Source organism: Enterobacter cloacae complex sp. IR5459 (genome assembly GCF_049238005.1).
GTDB lineage: Bacteria > Pseudomonadota > Gammaproteobacteria > Enterobacterales > Enterobacteriaceae > Enterobacter > Enterobacter hormaechei_C.
In genome coordinates this window covers 370,923-387,927 of the sequence record NZ_JBMKIG010000005.1, presented here as the reverse complement: position 1 = coordinate 387,927, position 17,005 = coordinate 370,923, and the positions used below count along the sequence as shown (strand labels likewise).

Annotated in this window: 15 protein-coding genes; 13 read left to right on the top strand and 2 right to left on the bottom strand. The window is 56.3% G+C overall.

The window, feature by feature from the left end; genetic code table 11:
• Positions 1–6: 6 nt before the first annotated feature.
• Positions 7–435, bottom strand: coding sequence for a universal stress protein UspC (uspC, locus tag ACOTX4_RS13595; RefSeq protein WP_003859692.1), 429 nt, complete (start codon positions 433–435; stop codon positions 7–9).
• A gap of 795 nt (positions 436–1,230) precedes the next feature.
• Between uspC and flhD the strand changes: the two genes are divergently transcribed.
• The 6 genes from flhD to cheW all read left to right on the top strand — a co-directional run bounded on the left by flhD (position 1,231) and on the right by cheW (position 6,636).
• Complete coding sequence (gene flhD, locus ACOTX4_RS13590; protein ID WP_003859693.1) at positions 1,231–1,581, top strand: flagellar transcriptional regulator FlhD; 351 nt, start codon at positions 1,231–1,233, stop codon at positions 1,579–1,581.
• A gap of 2 nt (positions 1,582–1,583) precedes the next feature.
• Positions 1,584–2,162 carry a flagellar transcriptional regulator FlhC gene (gene flhC / locus ACOTX4_RS13585; protein WP_003859695.1) on the top strand — a complete coding sequence of 193 codons (579 nt, stop codon included), beginning with the start codon at positions 1,584–1,586 and terminating at the stop codon, positions 2,160–2,162.
• Positions 2,163–2,285: 123 nt separating this feature from the next.
• Complete coding sequence (gene motA / locus ACOTX4_RS13580; protein WP_003859696.1) at positions 2,286–3,173, top strand: flagellar motor stator protein MotA; 888 nt, start codon at positions 2,286–2,288, stop codon at positions 3,171–3,173.
• Entirely contained in the window at positions 3,170–4,099 is a 930-nt protein-coding gene (gene motB / locus ACOTX4_RS13575; RefSeq protein ID WP_045342316.1) for a flagellar motor protein MotB, read from the top strand. The genes motA and motB overlap by 4 nt, the downstream gene beginning before the upstream one ends.
• A gap of 4 nt (positions 4,100–4,103) precedes the next feature.
• Complete coding sequence (gene cheA / locus ACOTX4_RS13570; protein WP_003859698.1) at positions 4,104–6,113, top strand: chemotaxis protein CheA; 2,010 nt, start codon at positions 4,104–4,106, stop codon at positions 6,111–6,113.
• 19 nt (positions 6,114–6,132) lie between these two features.
• Entirely contained in the window at positions 6,133–6,636 is a 504-nt protein-coding gene (cheW, locus tag ACOTX4_RS13565) for a chemotaxis protein CheW (RefSeq protein ID WP_003859699.1), read from the top strand.
• A gap of 45 nt (positions 6,637–6,681) precedes the next feature.
• Here cheW and ACOTX4_RS13560 read toward each other — a convergent pair whose 3' ends face one another.
• On the bottom strand, positions 6,682–7,941 hold the full coding sequence (locus ACOTX4_RS13560) for a dicarboxylate/amino acid:cation symporter (protein WP_003859700.1): 1,260 nt from the start codon (positions 7,939–7,941) through the stop codon (positions 6,682–6,684).
• A gap of 425 nt (positions 7,942–8,366) precedes the next feature.
• On the opposite strand from ACOTX4_RS13560, the gene ACOTX4_RS13555 reads away from it, so the two are divergent.
• The 7 genes from ACOTX4_RS13555 (at position 8,367) to tap (ending at position 16,991) form a co-directional block, all read left to right on the top strand.
• Positions 8,367–8,939 carry a spore coat U domain-containing protein gene (locus ACOTX4_RS13555; protein ID WP_421635391.1) on the top strand — a complete coding sequence of 191 codons (573 nt, stop codon included), beginning with the start codon at positions 8,367–8,369 and terminating at the stop codon, positions 8,937–8,939.
• Between the two features lie 7 nt (positions 8,940–8,946).
• The gene (locus ACOTX4_RS13550; RefSeq protein ID WP_032609535.1) at positions 8,947–9,495 is read left to right on the top strand and encodes a Csu type fimbrial protein; all 549 of its coding nucleotides are present in this window, start codon (positions 8,947–8,949) and stop codon (positions 9,493–9,495) included.
• Between the two features lie 16 nt (positions 9,496–9,511).
• The gene (locus ACOTX4_RS13545; RefSeq protein WP_063937716.1) at positions 9,512–10,273 is read left to right on the top strand and encodes a fimbrial biogenesis chaperone; all 762 of its coding nucleotides are present in this window, start codon (positions 9,512–9,514) and stop codon (positions 10,271–10,273) included.
• On the top strand, positions 10,249–12,633 hold the full coding sequence (locus tag ACOTX4_RS13540) for a fimbria/pilus outer membrane usher protein (protein ID WP_063937714.1): 2,385 nt from the start codon (positions 10,249–10,251) through the stop codon (positions 12,631–12,633). Before ACOTX4_RS13545 ends, ACOTX4_RS13540 begins: the two co-directional genes overlap by 25 nt.
• The gene (locus ACOTX4_RS13535) at positions 12,630–13,592 is read left to right on the top strand and encodes a Csu type fimbrial protein (protein ID WP_045329895.1); all 963 of its coding nucleotides are present in this window, start codon (positions 12,630–12,632) and stop codon (positions 13,590–13,592) included. The genes ACOTX4_RS13540 and ACOTX4_RS13535 overlap by 4 nt, the downstream gene beginning before the upstream one ends.
• Before the next feature lie 85 nt (positions 13,593–13,677).
• Complete coding sequence (gene tar, locus ACOTX4_RS13530) at positions 13,678–15,345, top strand: methyl-accepting chemotaxis protein II (protein ID WP_023314355.1); 1,668 nt, start codon at positions 13,678–13,680, stop codon at positions 15,343–15,345.
• Positions 15,346–15,389: 44 nt separating this feature from the next.
• Positions 15,390–16,991 (top strand): methyl-accepting chemotaxis protein IV, encoded by a 1,602-nt coding sequence (tap, locus tag ACOTX4_RS13525; RefSeq protein ID WP_022651450.1) that lies wholly within the window; start codon positions 15,390–15,392, stop codon positions 16,989–16,991.
• Positions 16,992–17,005 lie beyond the last annotated feature (14 nt).

Sequence of the window (17,005 nt, the reverse complement as noted above, 5' to 3'; positions counted from 1 at the left end):
GGGGCATTAATTGCCCCCGAGAGGCACCAGCAGGACATCCACCTGGCTTGACGAAACGATGGATTTTGCCGAGCATGCCGCCCGGGAAAAAAAGCTCTGGTTATGATTTCCGCAAATGACCAAATCAATATTCTGTTTCCGACAAATGTCGAGAATATGTTCACTTAATTCCCCGGTGGCAATCACCGTCTGATGGACAGGATAGTTTGCCCGCTCAACCAGCTCGCGCAGAAATTGCTGCGTTTCTTCCTGAAGAACCTCACGAATATCTTCCAGCATAGGCGCTGCCAGTTGGTTATACATTTCGGGTTCAGCTGCCAGGGTGATCAGACTTATGCGGGCGTTGTTCGGGCGGGCAATGGAAACGGCACGGGCGACGAGTTGATGACTTTCTGGGGAAACCGCAACAGAAACAAGAAGATGGGAGTAACTCATCACACACTCCTTTTATGTCAGAATGACACGTTTCTCAAGCTTTACCGCGAATCTGCCGCTTCTGCAAGAGGTACATGCGACAATAGTGTGAACCTTATCATAATTATTCATTAATTATTCTTATAAGAAGAATAACGAAATGGCGGCGCTAAATGAAAGTAATTAACAACTTAACGTAAATCACACATTTAGCCTTCCGTGCTGTTAAATCGCGTTAACCGATCGTCAACGCAAGCGTGATGCTGACCCCTGGAAGCTCCTGTCTCGAATTGAAAGCTTAACCTGCTGTTTTTACTTAATTAACTCTGGCTGTTCCCTGACGTTCGCGCCCGTTCAGACGCGGAAGGGCAGCGCTTCTCCGACATAGCAATTTTCATACCCGATCCACCCATCCCTCTGCATGAGTATTCGTTCCATAAGAATATAACCAAGCTTCGGTTGCTCAATAAATAGTCAAATTACAAGTCGCGCTGATGGATTTATGGGTTACATTCGCGTAAATTATGTGACGAAGATCACATTTTTTTAAATTCCAGGGGGGGCTGCATTGTATGTGTCAAAACTGACGAGTAGAGTTTGCGTCGAATTAGGAAAAATCTTAGTTATTTGTAAGAAAAGATAAAATGTGTAACCGACATTTTGGCCATGTTAACCGGTCACGCGCTTTACGACGTACAAACCTAAATTCAACTATGCATTTGGCCTTTTCTTTTTATACCGGGTGATTTCCCGGCGACATCACGGGGTGCGGTCTTTCCGCATAAAAATAATAGTTGGTTATTCGGGATGGGAAAAATGCATACATCCGAGTTGCTAAAACATATTTATGACATCAATTTGTCGTATTTATTGCTCGCGCAGCGTTTGATTAGTCAGGACAAACCGTCAGCGATGTTTCGTCTGGGTGTTAACGAAGAGATGGCAACCATGCTGGGTGGATTAACCCTCCCGCAAATGGTCAAGCTGGCTGAAACCAATCAACTTGTCTGCCAGTTCCGTTTTGATAACCCGCAGACCATTACGCGTCTGACTCAGGAATCTCGCGTGGACGATCTGCAACAAATCCACACCGGTATTCTTCTCTCCACCCGTCTGCTCAACGAAATCAGCCAGCCTGATGACGTAGCCCGGAAGAAAAGGGCTTAACAATGAGCGAAAAAAGCATTGTTCAGGAAGCCCGTGATATCCAGCTGGCAATGGAACTCATCACGCTGGGCGCGCGTTTACAAATGCTGGAAAGCGAGACGCAGTTGAGCCGTGGTCGTCTGATCAAGCTGTACAAAGAACTGCGTGGTAGCCCGCCGCCAAAAGGCATGCTGCCTTTTTCCACTGACTGGTTCATGACCTGGGAGCAGAACATTCATGCTTCCATGTTCTGTAACGCCTGGCAGTACCTGCTTAAAACGGGCTTATGCAGCGGCGTTGATGCCGTGATCAAAGCCTACAAACTTTACCTTGAGCAATGCCCGCAGCAGGAAGAGGGACCTCTGCTGGCGCTGACCCGCGCCTGGACGCTGGTGCGTTTTGTTGAAAGCGGCATGCTTGAATTGTCGCGCTGCAACTGCTGTGACGGCAATTTTATTACCCACGCGCATCAGCCTGCGGGCAGCTTCGCCTGTAGTTTGTGCCAGCCTCCATCCCGAGCCGTAAAAAGACGTAAACTTTCCCGGGATGCTGCCGATATTATTCCACAACTGCTGGATGAACAGATCGAACACGCTGTTTAACCCGAACCTGTGGGCAAGATTCCAGCAGCGGTAAGCGATTACCGCTGCTTTTTTTTACCCTGCGTTCAGGTCTCGCGCTCGAAATGAACGTCCTGCCATAGTCACTAGCGGAAGGATGATGTCGTGCTTATCTTATTAGGTTACCTGGTAGTTCTCGGTACAGTTTTCGGCGGTTACATGATGACCGGCGGGCACCTTGGAGCACTCTATCAACCGGCTGAACTTGTCATCATCGGCGGTGCAGGGGTAGGGGCTTTTATCGTTGGTAACAACGGTAAATCGATCAAGGGCACGCTGAAGGCGATTCCGCTGCTGTTTCGTCGCTCGAAATACACCAAAAGCATGTATATGGATCTGCTGGCGCTGCTCTATCGCCTGATGGCGAAGTCACGTCAGCAGGGGATGTTCTCGCTGGAGCGGGACATCGAAAATCCGAAAGAGAGCGAAATTTTCGCCAGCTACCCGCGTATTCTGGCCGACGCGATGATGCTCGATTTTATCGTCGATTACCTGCGCCTGATCATCAGCGGCAACATGAACACCTTCGAAATTGAAGCCCTGATGGACGAAGAGATTGAAACCCATGAGAGCGAATCCGAAGTGCCGGCCAACAGCCTGGCGCTGGTGGGCGACTCGCTTCCGGCGTTTGGCATCGTGGCGGCGGTAATGGGCGTGGTACATGCTCTGGCCTCGGCGGATCGCCCGGCGGCTGAGCTGGGCGCGCTGATTGCCCACGCGATGGTGGGGACGTTCCTCGGTATTTTACTGGCCTACGGCTTTATCTCCCCGCTGGCGAGCGTGCTGCGCCAGAAGAGCGCCGAAACCACCAAAATGATGCAGTGCGTGAAAATTACGCTGCTCTCAAACCTCAACGGTTATGCCCCGCCGATCGCCGTCGAATTTGGTCGTAAGACGCTCTACTCCAGCGAACGTCCGTCGTTTATCGAACTGGAAGAGCACGTGCGCGCGGTGAAAAACCCCAACCAACAGACGACAACTGAGGACGCATGAAAAACCAGTCCCATCCGATCGTCATCGTAAAAAAGCGCAAGCATAAGGGGCACGGGCACGGTTCTCACGGCTCCTGGAAGATCGCGTACGCCGACTTTATGACCGCCATGATGGCGTTCTTCCTGGTGATGTGGCTGATCTCCATCTCCAGCCCGAAAGAGCTTATCCAGATTGCGGAATATTTCAGGACGCCGCTGGCGACGGCGGTCACCGGCGGGCCGCGCATTTCGAACAGCGACAGCCCGATCCCCGGCGGCGGTGACGATTACACCCAGCAGCAGGGCGAAGTGAAAAAACAGCCTAACATCGACGAGCTGAAAAAACGGATGGAGCAGGCGCGCCTGAAAAAACTGCGCGGTGACCTGGATCAGCTGATTGAAGCGGACCCCAAGCTGCGCGCGCTGCGTCCGCATCTGAAAATTGACCTGGTACAGGAAGGGCTGCGTATTCAGATCATCGACAGCCAGAACCGGCCGATGTTTAAAACCGGCAGCGCCGAAGTCGAGCCCTACATGCGCGATATTCTGCGTGCGATTGCACCGGTACTGAACGGTATTCCTAACCGCATTAGCCTGTCCGGACACACGGATGATTTCCCGTACGCCACGGGAGAGAAAGGATACAGCAACTGGGAGCTTTCTGCCGATCGCGCCAACGCCTCGCGTCGCGAGCTGGTGGCGGGTGGGCTTGATGATGGCAAGGTCCTGCGCGTGGTCGGCATGGCTGCAACCATGCGCCTTACCGACCGCGGACCGGATGACGCCATCAACCGTCGTATCAGTCTTTTAGTGCTGAACCAGCAGGCGGAGCAGGCCATCCTGCATGAAAACGCCGAAAGTCAGAATGAGTCACTGGACGATTTAAAACAGCCTGGGGCCGTCCCTTCGGCTGCCGTTCCAACATCGCCACCAGCCAATCCGAGGTGATAGCGTGAGCATGGATATTACCGATTTTTACCAGACATTTTTTGATGAAGCCGACGAATTGTTGGCCGATATGGAGCAACATTTGCTGGATCTGGTGCCCGAGGCGCCGGACTCAGAACAGCTCAATGCCATCTTCCGTGCGGCGCATTCCATTAAAGGCGGAGCCGGAACGTTTGGATTTACCATTTTGCAGGAAACCACCCATTTAATGGAAAACCTGCTGGATGAAGCACGACGCGGTGAGATGCAGCTCAATACCGACATTATCAACCTGTTTTTGGAAACGAAAGATATTATGCAGGAACAGCTCGACGCCTATAAAAGTTCGGCAGAGCCTGATGCCGCCAGCTTTGAATACATCTGCAACGCGCTGCGTCAGTTAGCGCTGGAAGCCAAAGGTGAGGCGTCTGCGCCCGCTGTCCCTGCGGCAAAACTGAGCGTTGTTGACGCCGTGGCCGAACCCGCTACGGCGCCTGACGCGCCCGCAGGAAAACTGCGCGTGGTGCTGTCACGTCTGAAGGAGAACGAGGTCAACCTGCTGGAAGAGGAGCTGGGGAACCTGGCGACGCTCAGCAACGTGGTGAAGGGCAAAGACAGCCTGGCCGCGACGCTTGACGGCGGGATCGGTCAGGATGACATCGTGGCAGTGCTCTGCTTCGTCATTGAAGCGGATCAGATTGCGTTTGAAACCGAGGCGGCGGCCGTTGAAGCGCCAGCTCCGGCAGAGAATACCCCTGCGGTAGTTGCCGCTGCCCCGGCACTGAAAGCCGTGCCAAAAGAGACGGCTGCCCCGGCCCGCGGTGAAAAACCGGCGGCGCGTTCCAGCGAGTCCACGAGCATTCGCGTGGCGGTGGAGAAAGTGGATCAGCTAATCAACCTGGTGGGTGAACTGGTGATCACCCAGTCGATGCTGGCCCAGCGTTCCAACGAGCTGGACCCGGTGACTCACGGCGATCTCATCACCAGCATGGGCCAGTTACAACGTAACGCCCGCGATTTGCAGGAATCGGTGATGTCCATCCGCATGATGCCGATGGAATATGTCTTCAGCCGCTTCCCGCGCCTGGTGCGCGACCTGGCCGGCAAGCTCAACAAACAGATCGAACTCACGCTGATGGGCAGCTCCACCGAGCTGGACAAGAGCCTGATCGAACGCATTATCGACCCGTTAACGCACCTGGTGCGTAACAGCCTCGACCACGGCATCGAGCTGCCGGAAAATCGCGTGGCAGCCGGAAAATCGCCCGTGGGCAACCTGATCCTGTCAGCGGAACATCAGGGCGGCAACATCTGCATCGAAGTGACCGATGACGGCGCAGGCCTGAACCGCGAGCGCATTCTGGCGAAGGCGATCTCGCAGGGAATGGCGGTCAACGAAAACATGACGGACGAAGAAGTGGGCATGCTGATTTTTGCCCCGGGCTTCTCAACCGCAGAGCAGGTCACCGACGTTTCCGGCCGTGGCGTGGGCATGGACGTGGTGAAACGTAACATTCAGGAGATGGGCGGTCACGTTGAGATCCAGTCTAAGCAGGGTGCAGGCACCACGATTCGTATCCTGCTGCCGCTGACGCTGGCCATTCTTGACGGCATGTCCGTTAAAGTGGCGGACGAAGTCTTTATTCTGCCGCTGAACGCGGTGATGGAGTCCCTCCAGCCGCGTGAAGAAGATCTGCATCCGCTGGCGGGCGGGGAGCGCGTGCTCGAAGTACGCGGCGAGTATCTGCCGCTGGTGGAACTGTGGAAAGTGTTCGAAGTGGACGGGGCAAAAACCGAGGCCACGCAGGGTATCGTTGTGATCCTGCAAAGCGCCGGACGCCGCTACGCGCTGCTGGTTGATCAGCTGATTGGTCAGCATCAGGTGGTGGTTAAGAACCTGGAAAGTAACTACCGCAAAGTGCCGGGGATCTCTGCTGCCACCATCCTGGGTGATGGTAGCGTCGCGCTGATCGTCGATGTATCGGCACTTCAGGGATTAAATCGTGAACAACGTGTGGCGAACACAGCCGCCTGATTAAGTAAAAGGTAATAACATGACCGGTATGAGTAACGTAACGAAACTGGCGGGCGAGCCATCGGGGCAGGAATTCCTGGTTTTCACTTTAGGTGATGAAGAGTACGGTATCGACATCCTGAAAGTGCAGGAAATTCGTGGTTACGACCAGGTAACGCGCATTGCGAACACGCCAGCGTTTATCAAGGGTGTGACCAACCTGCGCGGTGTGATTGTGCCTATCGTGGACCTGCGCGTGAAGTTCAGCCAGGGCGATGTGGAGTACAACGATAACACGGTGGTGATCGTCCTGAATCTGGGGCAGCGCGTGGTGGGGATCGTGGTGGATGGCGTGTCTGATGTACTGTCGCTGACCGCAGATCAAATCCGTCCTGCGCCGGAGTTTGCGGTCACGCTGTCGACGGAATACCTGACGGGGTTGGGTGCGCTCGGCGAGCGTATGCTAATTCTGGTGAATATTGAGAAGCTGCTGAACAGTGAAGAGATGGCGCTGCTGGATATTGCGGCGAATCATGTAGCATAAAATGAAGCCGGGTAAGCGTCAGCGCCACCCGGCTCTTTTGTATCCTTACGCCTCCTGCTCCACCAGCTCTGCCTCCGCTTCCCGCGCCCCTTCATTCTGCGACAGCATCGCCGTCGCAATCCCGTTCCCCAGCACGTTAATGGCGGACCGTCCCATATCCAGGAAATGATCAATCCCCATCAGCAGCAGGATCCCGGCCACCGGAATATTAAAGCTCGGAATGGTTGCCGCCAGCACCACCAGCGACGAGCGCGGTACACCCGCAATGCCTTTTGAGGCCAGCATCAGCGTTAACATCAGCACCGTCACCTCGGTGAAACTCAGGTGAATGTTGTACGCCTGGGCGATAAACATTGAGGCGAACGAGCAGTACACCATGGAGCCGACCAGGTTAAACGAGTAGCCGATCGGCAGGACGAAAGAGGCGATATTCCGTGAACAGCCGAAGCGCGCTAACTGCTCCAGCGTTTTCGGGTATGCCGCTTCAGAGCTGCTGGTGGTAAACGCGACCAGCACCGGATCTTTCAGCATCGCCACCAGACGAAAAATCTCTTTTTTCAGCACCATGTAACCTACCGCCAGCAATACCAGACAGGTCAGAAGGATCGCCACATAGTAACCGCCAATAAACGAGGCATAGTTCAGCAAAATGCCCAGCCCCTGGGTGGCAATGACGGACGAAATTGCGGCAAAAATGGCCAGCGGCGCAACGTACATCACGTAGCCCGTCACCTTCAGCATAATGTGGGAGACCACATCCAGCGCCGCGACCAGCGGGGCGTTGAATTTTTGGCCCAGTGACGCGCCGCCAATGCCGAAGAACATCGAGAAGACCACAATTTGCAGGATCTCATTGTTCGCCATCGCGCCGGCAATGCTGGTTGGAATGGTGTGTGACAGGAAGGCTTTCAGCGACATCCCACTAACGGCCAGGCCGGTATCAACTGTCTCTGTGGGTATGCTCAGGTTCAGACCGCTGCCGGGTTGTTCAAGGGTAACAATAAACAGCCCCACCAGAATGGAAAGCACGGATGAGCTGATAAACCACACCATCGCTTTACCCCCGACGCGCCCAATCGTCGACGTTTCACCCAGCTTCATAATGCCCACCGTCAGGGTGCTGAACACCAGCGGGGCAATCACCATCTTAATCAGCCGCAGGAAAATATCGGTCAGTAGCGTAATGTTCTCCGACCAGGCCTGTATCGCGTCGGACGAAGCATACTCATGGATCGCCGCACCTGAAAGAATACCCGCCAGCATGAAAATCACGATGAAGAGCGTGAGTTTGTTTGCACTTGCCACAAAAAATCCTCTATGCGCTAAAAGAGTTTCCTGCGTCGATGCATACAAAATTTTTATTTAAGCGCAGGAAAATATTCGAGGCATAAATTGAAGTAAAGCTGCGTGAGTTACAACTTGTTTTTAATTTTTATGAAATTCGTTGTTTTTATCATAACGATATATTGTGATGCAGATCACATTACACGCGATATATCCTCAGATTAAGCAAGAATAATGCCCGTTTTATTTTGCTAACTCTTTGTAATGTTTGTTAATAGTCTGTTAATTGGGGGCGGGTGTCTCACCTTCGTTGAAAGTGGTTGAAGCGTGAACCATAAACTAAATTCTCAGTAACCGCGCCGGGGAATGTTTAAGCGGGGCTAACATACTGAACAGTATGAATAAAATATGGCAAGCGGACCATTATTTCTTCTGGAGGGTGGTAAATGAAAGGAAAACTTCTTTTTATCTGCGCGGGTACACTGCTGACGGCGGCGACTGTCGGTCAGGCGCTGGCAGTCACCAGTAGCGGTACTATCGGGGCGACGCTGACGTTGACGAACGGTTGTTTGATCAACGGCTCGCCAACGCAAAACGGCATTAACTTCGGGACACTCGATTTCGGGACCCATCCTGCGACATTCTCCACCCTGACAACCCAGTTAACCGGGGCCAGCGGCGGAAATACCTTTACCATTCAATGTACCACTGCCAGTTACACGGTGGCGATCACCGGCAACACCAACGCGACCGCACCCGGAACCGTTGTCGGCACCCCCGGCACACCCGCCCGATATCTGGTGAACACCGCCAATGCGGCACAGGGCGTGGCATACAGCCTCTATAGCGACAGCGGGTACAACAACGTGATTGCTAACAACGCCGCGTTGCCCGTAGCTTCCACAGCGGGCGGGGTGAACAGCTATACCCTCTACGGGCGCATAACAGGCGGCGGCAATAGCGTAACGGTTGTACCGGGAACCTATACCGACACGATTAACGTCAGCGTCACCTACTGATTCAGCCATGAAGGCATTGTGTTTATGTCTGCGCGAAAGCGCAGAGGGCGTCGTGCACCCTTTTTTGGCCCTGATCGTCGGGCTGATGATGATCTGCGACGCCAGGGCGGTGACATCCCAGTCCTTCAGGGTGAGCGCGACGGTAGTACCAGGATGCTCGGTGAGTACCGGCACGGGCGGGCGCTTTGGGACGCTGGATTTTGGAACCCGCAATGGCGTGGACAACACGCCGGTCAGCACCAGCTTTGTCGCCGACGGCGCGTTGTCCATCGCCTGCACACCGGGTGTGGCGCTAAGTATGAGCATTAACGGCGGTCAGAATTATAGCTCTGTGAGGCGGATGACGCGTTCAGGCGGGACAGAGGTGGTCGGTTACCGGCTCTACAGCAGCAGCTCACTGGCCGCGAACAGTGAAATTGGCGTTAACCAGGCCATACCGATTACCTATACCAACAGCAATAACATCGCGCTGCCTCTTTTTGGCGTCGCGCTCCTGACGGGGTTTAGCCTGCCGGGAACATATTCAGATCAACTCACCGTGACCTTGTCATGGTAGGAAAGGGAGAACATCGATGAAGCCATTTTTCAGGCGATCAGGCCTGGTGGGTCTGTTGGGGGCAACGGCTCTGGCAGCGGGCCAGGCGCAGGCAGCGGCAACCATTCTTTTGTGGCCCATCGATCCGTGGCTTTCGGCAGAGGCCAGAGCAACTGAATTGTGGATCCAGAATCAGGGTAACAGCGCCACGACAATGCAGATACGCATTGTGCGCTGGAAACAGGAGGGCGGATATGAGCGTTACACCGCCCAGCAGGATGTGGTCGCCAGCCCGCCGATCGTGACTATCGCTAAAGGCAGTAAACAGCTTATTCGCCTGATCAAGCAGGGGACGATCCCGTCGGGGGTTGAGCAGGCCTACCGCATTATTGTGGATGAAATTCCCCTGCCGGATGCCAAAGCGGAACCGTCCATGGGCCTCAAACTGCAAATGCGCTATTCGATTCCTTTATTTGTTTATGGGCAGGGGATCCCCACCCTCAACGAAGGGGCACACCACGCGCTGGCGAACACCCAACAGCTGAGCTGGCGGGTCGTTCAGGAGGGGGGGAAACCCGCGCTTCAGGTCCGTAATCAGGGGGATGTTCACGTCCGGCTCAGCCAGGTTGCGGTTGAGCAGGGCGGGCAAAAACGCACGGTTGCCGAGGGGCTGCTGGGTTATGTGCTGCCAGGCAGCACCCGAAGCTGGCCGCTTCCGGCAGGGATTTATCAGCCGAACCGGATGAGCGCGCAAATTAATGCCAGGGATACGCAATGGCAATCGACGCCCGTCAACTGAAACCGGCGATGATGATCCTGCTTTGCGTCAGTACCAGCGCCTTTGCCGAAACCGGTGACGACAGTTTACCGCCGCCGCCGGATGCACGGACGATGAACGGCGAAGCAGTATTCCAGCTCGCCCTGGTGCTGAACCACTATGACACGGGTCTGGTGGTGCCGGTGACGCAGCGCGAGGGTGCCTGGTTTATTTCGGGCGCGGATTTGCTCCGCGCCGGGCTGCCGCCCGCGCATGTGCCTGCCGGAGAGGTGAATCTCTCGACGCTTACGTCGGTACGCGCAGAGTACGACAGCACGGCCCAGCGTCTGTTGCTGACGGTCCCCCGGGACTGGGTCGCCGCGCGGATCACGCCGTTCAGCGAAGAGAACACGCATAGCAAGCCGCACTATGGCCGCGGCGCGTTGCTCAATTACGACGTTTATACCAACCATTCCGAGCACACGGGCGGCCAGGCGTCGGTCTGGCACGAGTTCCGCTATTTCAATGAGGATTATTCGTTTTCATCGACGGGTTACGCCCGGCAGAATTTCACCGGTAACAGCGGGCAGCAGGAAGGGTACGTGCGCTACGACTCAACGTTTCTGATCACCAACGAGGAAGATGCCACCACCTGGACCGTCGGGGACGTCATCAGCGATGCGCTGAGCTGGAGCACCAGCGTGCGCATGGGCGGGATCAGCTACGGGCGCGACTTCTCCCTGCGTCCTGATCTGGTGACCTGGCCGCTGCCGGCGTTTTCCGGCGAGGCGGCTGTCCCGACCTCGGTCGATCTCTTTATTAATGGCTACCGTTCCGGCTCCACCCGCCTTCAGCCGGGGCCGTTTACCCTCACCAATCTGCCGTATATCAACGGTGCCGGGGATGCGGTGCTGGTTACCACTGATGCGCTGGGTCGTCAGGTGAGTACCACGCTGCCGTTTTATGTCAGCAGCGATCTGCTTAAGCAGGGGTTAAGCGACGGCGCCGTGACGCTGGGCAGCCTGCGGCGTAACTACGGTATTGAGAATTTTGACTATGGCCCGGCGGCGGGCAGCGGATCGTATCGCTACGGGGTGACCGACTGGCTGACGCTGGAGGGGCATGCGGAAGGGGCGGAGTCGCTGGCGCTCGGCGGAGCGGGCACGGTGCTGAAGCTCGGGCGTTTTGGCGTGGTAAATACCTCGTGGACCCAAAGCCGCATGCGCGGCGATAGCGGCGGCCAGATAAACTGGGGCTATCAGTACAACACCAGCGAGTTTAGCGTAGCGACCCAGCATACCCGGCGCGACCGTGGCTTCGGCAACCTCGCCCTGTACGATCAGCCCACCGTTTATGATGAAAATGATAACCCCGTTGCCAGCCTGAGCCGCAATACCGACCAGTATTCCTTAACCTTTAACCTCGGCGGTTACGGCAATATCGGCGCGGCGTGGATCGGGGTTGAAAGTTTTGACAGCAAAAAAACTGAGCTGCTCAACCTCTCCTGGAGCCGTAATTTGTGGGGCTCAAGCAGTATTTATCTGGCTGCCAGCCGTGACCAGCAGCGGGGCGACTGGACGGTTGCGCTGTCGTTGCAGGTTCCCCTCGGCGAACGTGACAGCGCCGCCGTCACCTTTGAAAACACCCCTGACGCAGGCAGCACTCAACGCATTAACTACAACCACTCGATGCCTTCAGACGGCGGCTTTAGCTGGAACATGGCCTGGGCCAACCAGTCGCGGTCGAGTAACTATCAGCAGGCTACGCTCGGCTGGCGGAATAACAATGTGGAGCTACAGGGCGGCGGCTACGGTGAGAAGGGCATGATGACCTGGTGGGGCGAGGCGATGGGTTCTGTTGTGCTGATGGACGGTGAGCTGTTTGCGGCGAACAAAATCAACGATGCGTTTGTGGTGATCAGCACCGACGGACATCCGGACGTACCCGTCAGCTACGAAAACCAGCCGGTTGGTAAAACCAATAACAAAGGTTATCTGTTGGTCAGCGGCGTTTCCGCCTATTACCCGGCAAGCTACCGCATTGATACCCTGAACTTACCTGCGGATACCCGGCTGAAAGAGACCGAGCGTCGGGTGGCGATTCGTCGGCATAACGGTTATCTGGTGGATTTCCCGATGGAGCAGGAGCGGGTTGCCAGCGTCATTCTGCACGATGCGCAGGGCAATGCGATCCCGGTGGGAAGCCAGGTTAGACGCGCATCCCGCAGCAGCGCGGTTGTCGGCTATGACGGCCTCGCCTGGCTGGAAAACCTCAACGATGTGAATCCGCTTGAGGTCATCACCCCGGAGGGTAAACGCTGTACGGCAACGCTGACCGTTGGCGCAAACCCTGAGCATAAGCTGCAAACCTACGGTCCGCTGACCTGTCGGGAGGCGCCGTGAGACGCCTGTTAATCGCGCTTCTGCTGCTGTGCTCCGGCGGCAGCTGGGCGGCCTGTACCGTCAGTACGGTGAATGCCTCGTTTGGCAGCGTCACCTCGTTCGCACTCAGCGGCACCGGGGAAGTGGAAACGACGGGCACGCTGGTGGTGACCTGCGATACCGTTCTCAACCTGTTAACCAACGACTCGGTGACGCTGACTTACACTTCGGCATCCGTCTTTGCGAATAGCCGGGCGACCATGAAGCGTACGGACAACGCGGCTATTACCGATGTCATTCCTACGCGCCTGTGCGGGGCGTCCGGCTGCGGCGGAAACAGTGAAGTACAAATCAGCAAAGCCTATACCTGGAGTGGAAACACGCTGCTCGGGCTGCTGGGTTCAAGGCGCTACAACATTCCCCTTTATTTCCGGACCGTAATGGGGCAGAACGTCACTGCCGGGCCGTACCAGGTGTTGTTAACGTTCAGCATCAACTACAACGTGTGCGCTGTTGGCGCGGTCGGTGCGTGCCTGACCCCGCAAACCGGCACGGCAACCACCTCCATTCTCGTCAACATGACCGTCACCAACGATTGCAGCACCATGACCACGCCGGACGTGAATTTTAACAGCGCGCCGCTGGTGCAAAATTTTCCCACCGTTTCACAGTCGGTTGCCGTCACCTGTACCAAAGGTAGCACCTACACCATAGGCATTAATAATGGGGCAAATGCCCTGAACAACGTGCGTCGTATGGTCAGCGGCAGCAACTTCATGAGTTACGACATCTACAAAGAGGCGACCAGCAACCGCTGGGGCGGCAGCGGCAGCGAGCGCTGGGCCAGCGCCAGCTCATCGCAGGTCAGTACGGACGGGCTTTTACGTACCTACAACTACACCGCCAAAGTTCTGACCAGCCAGGCCACGCCGCCTGCCGGAACCTACACCGACACGCTGATTGTCGACGTCGCATTCTGACTCCCGCGCTTTTCCCTTTCGCAAATGTAAAGTTCCTGTGGCCTGTGCCGATAACACCGTTAATAAATCTATGAGAAGGTGTTGTATGTTGAACCGTATCCGCGTTGTCACAATGCTTATGATGGTGCTGGTCATTTTCGCACTTCTTCAGCTTACTTCTGGCGGCCTCTTTTTCTCGTCGTTAAAACAGAACCAGGACAGCTTCGCGGCCTCGAACGATTTGCGAATGCAGCAAAGCGAACTGACCACGACCTGGGATCTGATGTTGCAGACGCGTATCAACCTGAGCCGCTCGTCTGCCCGCATGATGATGGACCCAAATAACCAGCAGAGCAGCGCAAAAACGGAACTGCTGAAGAATGCGCGCGCCACGCTGGCAGACGCGGCGAAACATTACGACGCCTTCAAAAAAATCGCCCCTCAGCCGGCAATGGCGCAGGCGAGCGCGAACATAGATGAAAAATATCAGGCCTACTTCGCCGGCCTCACGGAGCTGGTGCAGTTCCTGGAGAAGGGCAATATGGACGCCTATTTCGCGCAGCCGACCCAGGGAATGCAGAACGCCCTCGGCGCGGCGCTCGGCGAGTACGCTAAAGCCAGCGGCGAGCTTTATCACTCCGCGTTCACGCAAAGCCAGAACGACTACCGTTTCGCTAAATGGCAGATGGCGGTTCTCGCCCTCGCGCTGGTCATCGTGCTGGTGGCCGTGTGGTACGGCATTCGTCATATCCTTCTTAACCCGCTTGGCCGCGTCATTGCCCATATCCGTGATATTGGCCGGGGCGATCTCACGAAAACGCTGACCGTTTCTGGCCGCAATGAGATCACCGAGCTGGCAACAAGCGTCGACCATATGCAGCGTTCGCTGATTGATACCGTCGCCAACGTGCGCGAGGGGGCGGATGCCATCTATACCGGCACGAGTGAAATCGCGATGGGCAACAACGATCTCTCGTCCCGTACCGAACAGCAGGCATCCGCACTGGAAGAGACGGCGGCCAGCATGGAGCAGCTCACCGCGACCGTGAAGCAGAATGCCGACAATGCCCGCCAGGCGTCGCAGCTTGCAGAAAGCGCGTCCGACACCGCCCAGCGCGGCGGTCGGGTGGTCGACGGCGTGGTGAAAACCATGCATGACATTGCCGACAGCTCGAAGAAAATCGCCGACATCATCAGCGTAATCGACGGTATCGCCTTCCAGACCAATATCCTGGCGCTGAACGCGGCCGTTGAAGCGGCGCGTGCGGGCGAGCAGGGGCGCGGGTTTGCCGTGGTCGCCGGCGAAGTGCGTAACCTCGCCAGCCGCAGCGCCAATGCGGCGAAAGAGATCAAAGCCCTGATTGAAGACTCTGTTTCACGCGTGGATACCGGCTCGGTGCTGGTGGAAAGTGCGGGTGAAACCATGAATGACATCGTGAATGCCGTGACGCGCGTGACGGACATCATGGGTGAAATCGCCTCTGCATCGGATGAGCAGAGTCGTGGTATTGACCAGGTCGCCCTGGCGGTATCGGAAATGGATCGTGTGACGCAGCAAAACGCCGCCCTGGTGCAGGAGTCCGCTGCCGCGGCCGCTGCGCTGGAGGACCAGGCGAGCCGCCTGAAAATGGCCGTCTCGGCGTTCCGTCTTACTTCAAAAACAACAAATACGGTCAGCTCGCGGTCGGTGTACGGCGAAGCAGCCCCGGCGCCCGTGACAGCACGTACGCGCGCAGCGGTGACCGGACAAGATGAAAACTGGGAAACATTTTGACTGACAATTAAACCGCGGCTGCTTGCCGCTTGATGGGAGCGTGGATGTTAAATCGTATTCGTATCTCGACCACACTGTTTTTGATTCTGATCCTGTGTGGGGTTTTGCAGGTTGGCAGTAACGGGTTGTCTTTCTGGGCGTTTCGCGATGGCTATCAGAATTTGCAGGAAGTTGAGACGAGTAATCAGCAGCGCTCCGCACTGGCACAAACGCGTGCCGTGCTGTTGCAGGCAAGCACTGCGCTGAACAAAGCAGGGACGTTAACCGCGCTGAGCTATCCGCCGGAGGATATTAAGGCGCTGATGGTTGTGGCCCGCAGCAGCCTGAAGCAGGCCGACGCGCAGTTTAAGGCTTTTACGGCGCAGGAGGCGGTCAGTGAGAAAGAGAAAGCGCTCAAAGTCGCCATGAAAAAGACCTTTGATGTGTGGTACGGCGATCTCGACCATCAGGCGACGTGGCTGGAGAACAACCAGCTTTCTGACTTCCTGACCGCGCCGGTGCAGGCGTCTCAGGCGGCGTTTGACGACAGCTTTAACGCATGGCAGCAGGATATTAACCAGTTTGTGGCGCGTGCCGGTGCGGACAGCCGTACCAGTTACCGCATGTCAGGGGTGATATTCCTGACTATGGTAATCCTGGCGGCCCTGCTGACCGGCGGCTCGCTGTGGTGGTCGCGCAAAATGATCGTCCAGCCGCTGGCCATCGTCAGCAGTCACTTCGACAGTATTGCGAAGGGCGACCTGGCGCGTCCGGTGGCCGTGTATGGCAGGAATGAAATATCAGCGATTTTCGCCAGCCTGAAGGCGATGCAGAGTTCGCTGCGGGAAACGGTAAGCAACGTTCGCCAGGGCAGTTACGCCATGCATACCGGGATCTCCGAGATTGCGGCAGGCAATAACGACCTCTCTTCCCGCACTGAACAGCAGGCGGCATCGCTGGCGCAGACGGCGGCCAGCATGGAGCAGCTGACCGCGACGGTAAGCCAGAACGCCGATAACGCGCGTCAGGCGTCCGACTTGTCAAAACAGGCAGCGATGACGGCGAAACGTGGGGGCGATCAGGCTTCTCACGTTGCCAGCACGATGCAGGAGATTGCCGCCAGCTCGCAGAAAATTGGCGACATTATCAGCGTTATCGACGGTATCGCGTTCCAGACCAATATTCTGGCGCTGAACGCGGCGGTGGAAGCGGCGCGTGCCGGCGAGCAGGGGCGCGGGTTCGCGGTGGTTGCCGGTGAAGTCCGAAACCTCGCCAGCCGCAGCGCCAATGCGGCGAAAGAGATCAAAGGGCTGATAGAAGAGTCGGTCTCCCGCGTTCAGCAGGGCTCCGCGCTGGTGGATACCGCCGCGCAGACCATGCACGAGATAGTCACCTCCGTGACGCGGGTTAACGACATTATGGGCGAGATTGCCTCGGCGTCTGATGAACAACGCCGTGGTATTGAGCAGGTGGCGCAGGCCGTTACACAGATGGATCAGGTTACACAGCAGAACGCCTCACTGGTGGAAGAGGCGGCGGCTGCGACCGATCAGCTGGCAAACCAGGCGGATCACCTTACCGGGTTAGTCGCCGTATTTAATGTGAAAGAGCACGTTGAAGCAGTAACAGAAGTCGGACGGTCACAGGCCGTGCCCGTTGTATCCTGAATGTGATTGAGAAG

What these genes read in the sequence shown, in the direction of transcription:
- uspC (WP_003859692.1), bottom strand. Translation starts at nt 435, where the DNA reads ATGAGTTACTCCCATCTTCTTGTTTCTGTTGCGGTTTCCCCAGAAAGT.
- flhD (WP_003859693.1), top strand. Translation starts at nt 1,231, where the DNA reads ATGCATACATCCGAGTTGCTAAAACATATTTATGACATCAATTTGTCG.
- flhC (WP_003859695.1), top strand. Translation starts at nt 1,584, where the DNA reads ATGAGCGAAAAAAGCATTGTTCAGGAAGCCCGTGATATCCAGCTGGCA.
- motB (WP_045342316.1), top strand. Translation starts at nt 3,170, where the DNA reads ATGAAAAACCAGTCCCATCCGATCGTCATCGTAAAAAAGCGCAAGCAT.
- cheW (WP_003859699.1), top strand. Translation starts at nt 6,133, where the DNA reads ATGACCGGTATGAGTAACGTAACGAAACTGGCGGGCGAGCCATCGGGG.
- ACOTX4_RS13555 (WP_421635391.1), top strand. Translation starts at nt 8,367, where the DNA reads ATGAAAGGAAAACTTCTTTTTATCTGCGCGGGTACACTGCTGACGGCG.
- ACOTX4_RS13550 (WP_032609535.1), top strand. Translation starts at nt 8,947, where the DNA reads ATGAAGGCATTGTGTTTATGTCTGCGCGAAAGCGCAGAGGGCGTCGTG.
- ACOTX4_RS13545 (WP_063937716.1), top strand. Translation starts at nt 9,512, where the DNA reads ATGAAGCCATTTTTCAGGCGATCAGGCCTGGTGGGTCTGTTGGGGGCA.
- ACOTX4_RS13540 (WP_063937714.1), top strand. Translation starts at nt 10,249, where the DNA reads ATGGCAATCGACGCCCGTCAACTGAAACCGGCGATGATGATCCTGCTT.
- tar (WP_023314355.1), top strand. Translation starts at nt 13,678, where the DNA reads ATGTTGAACCGTATCCGCGTTGTCACAATGCTTATGATGGTGCTGGTC.
- tap (WP_022651450.1), top strand. Translation starts at nt 15,390, where the DNA reads ATGTTAAATCGTATTCGTATCTCGACCACACTGTTTTTGATTCTGATC.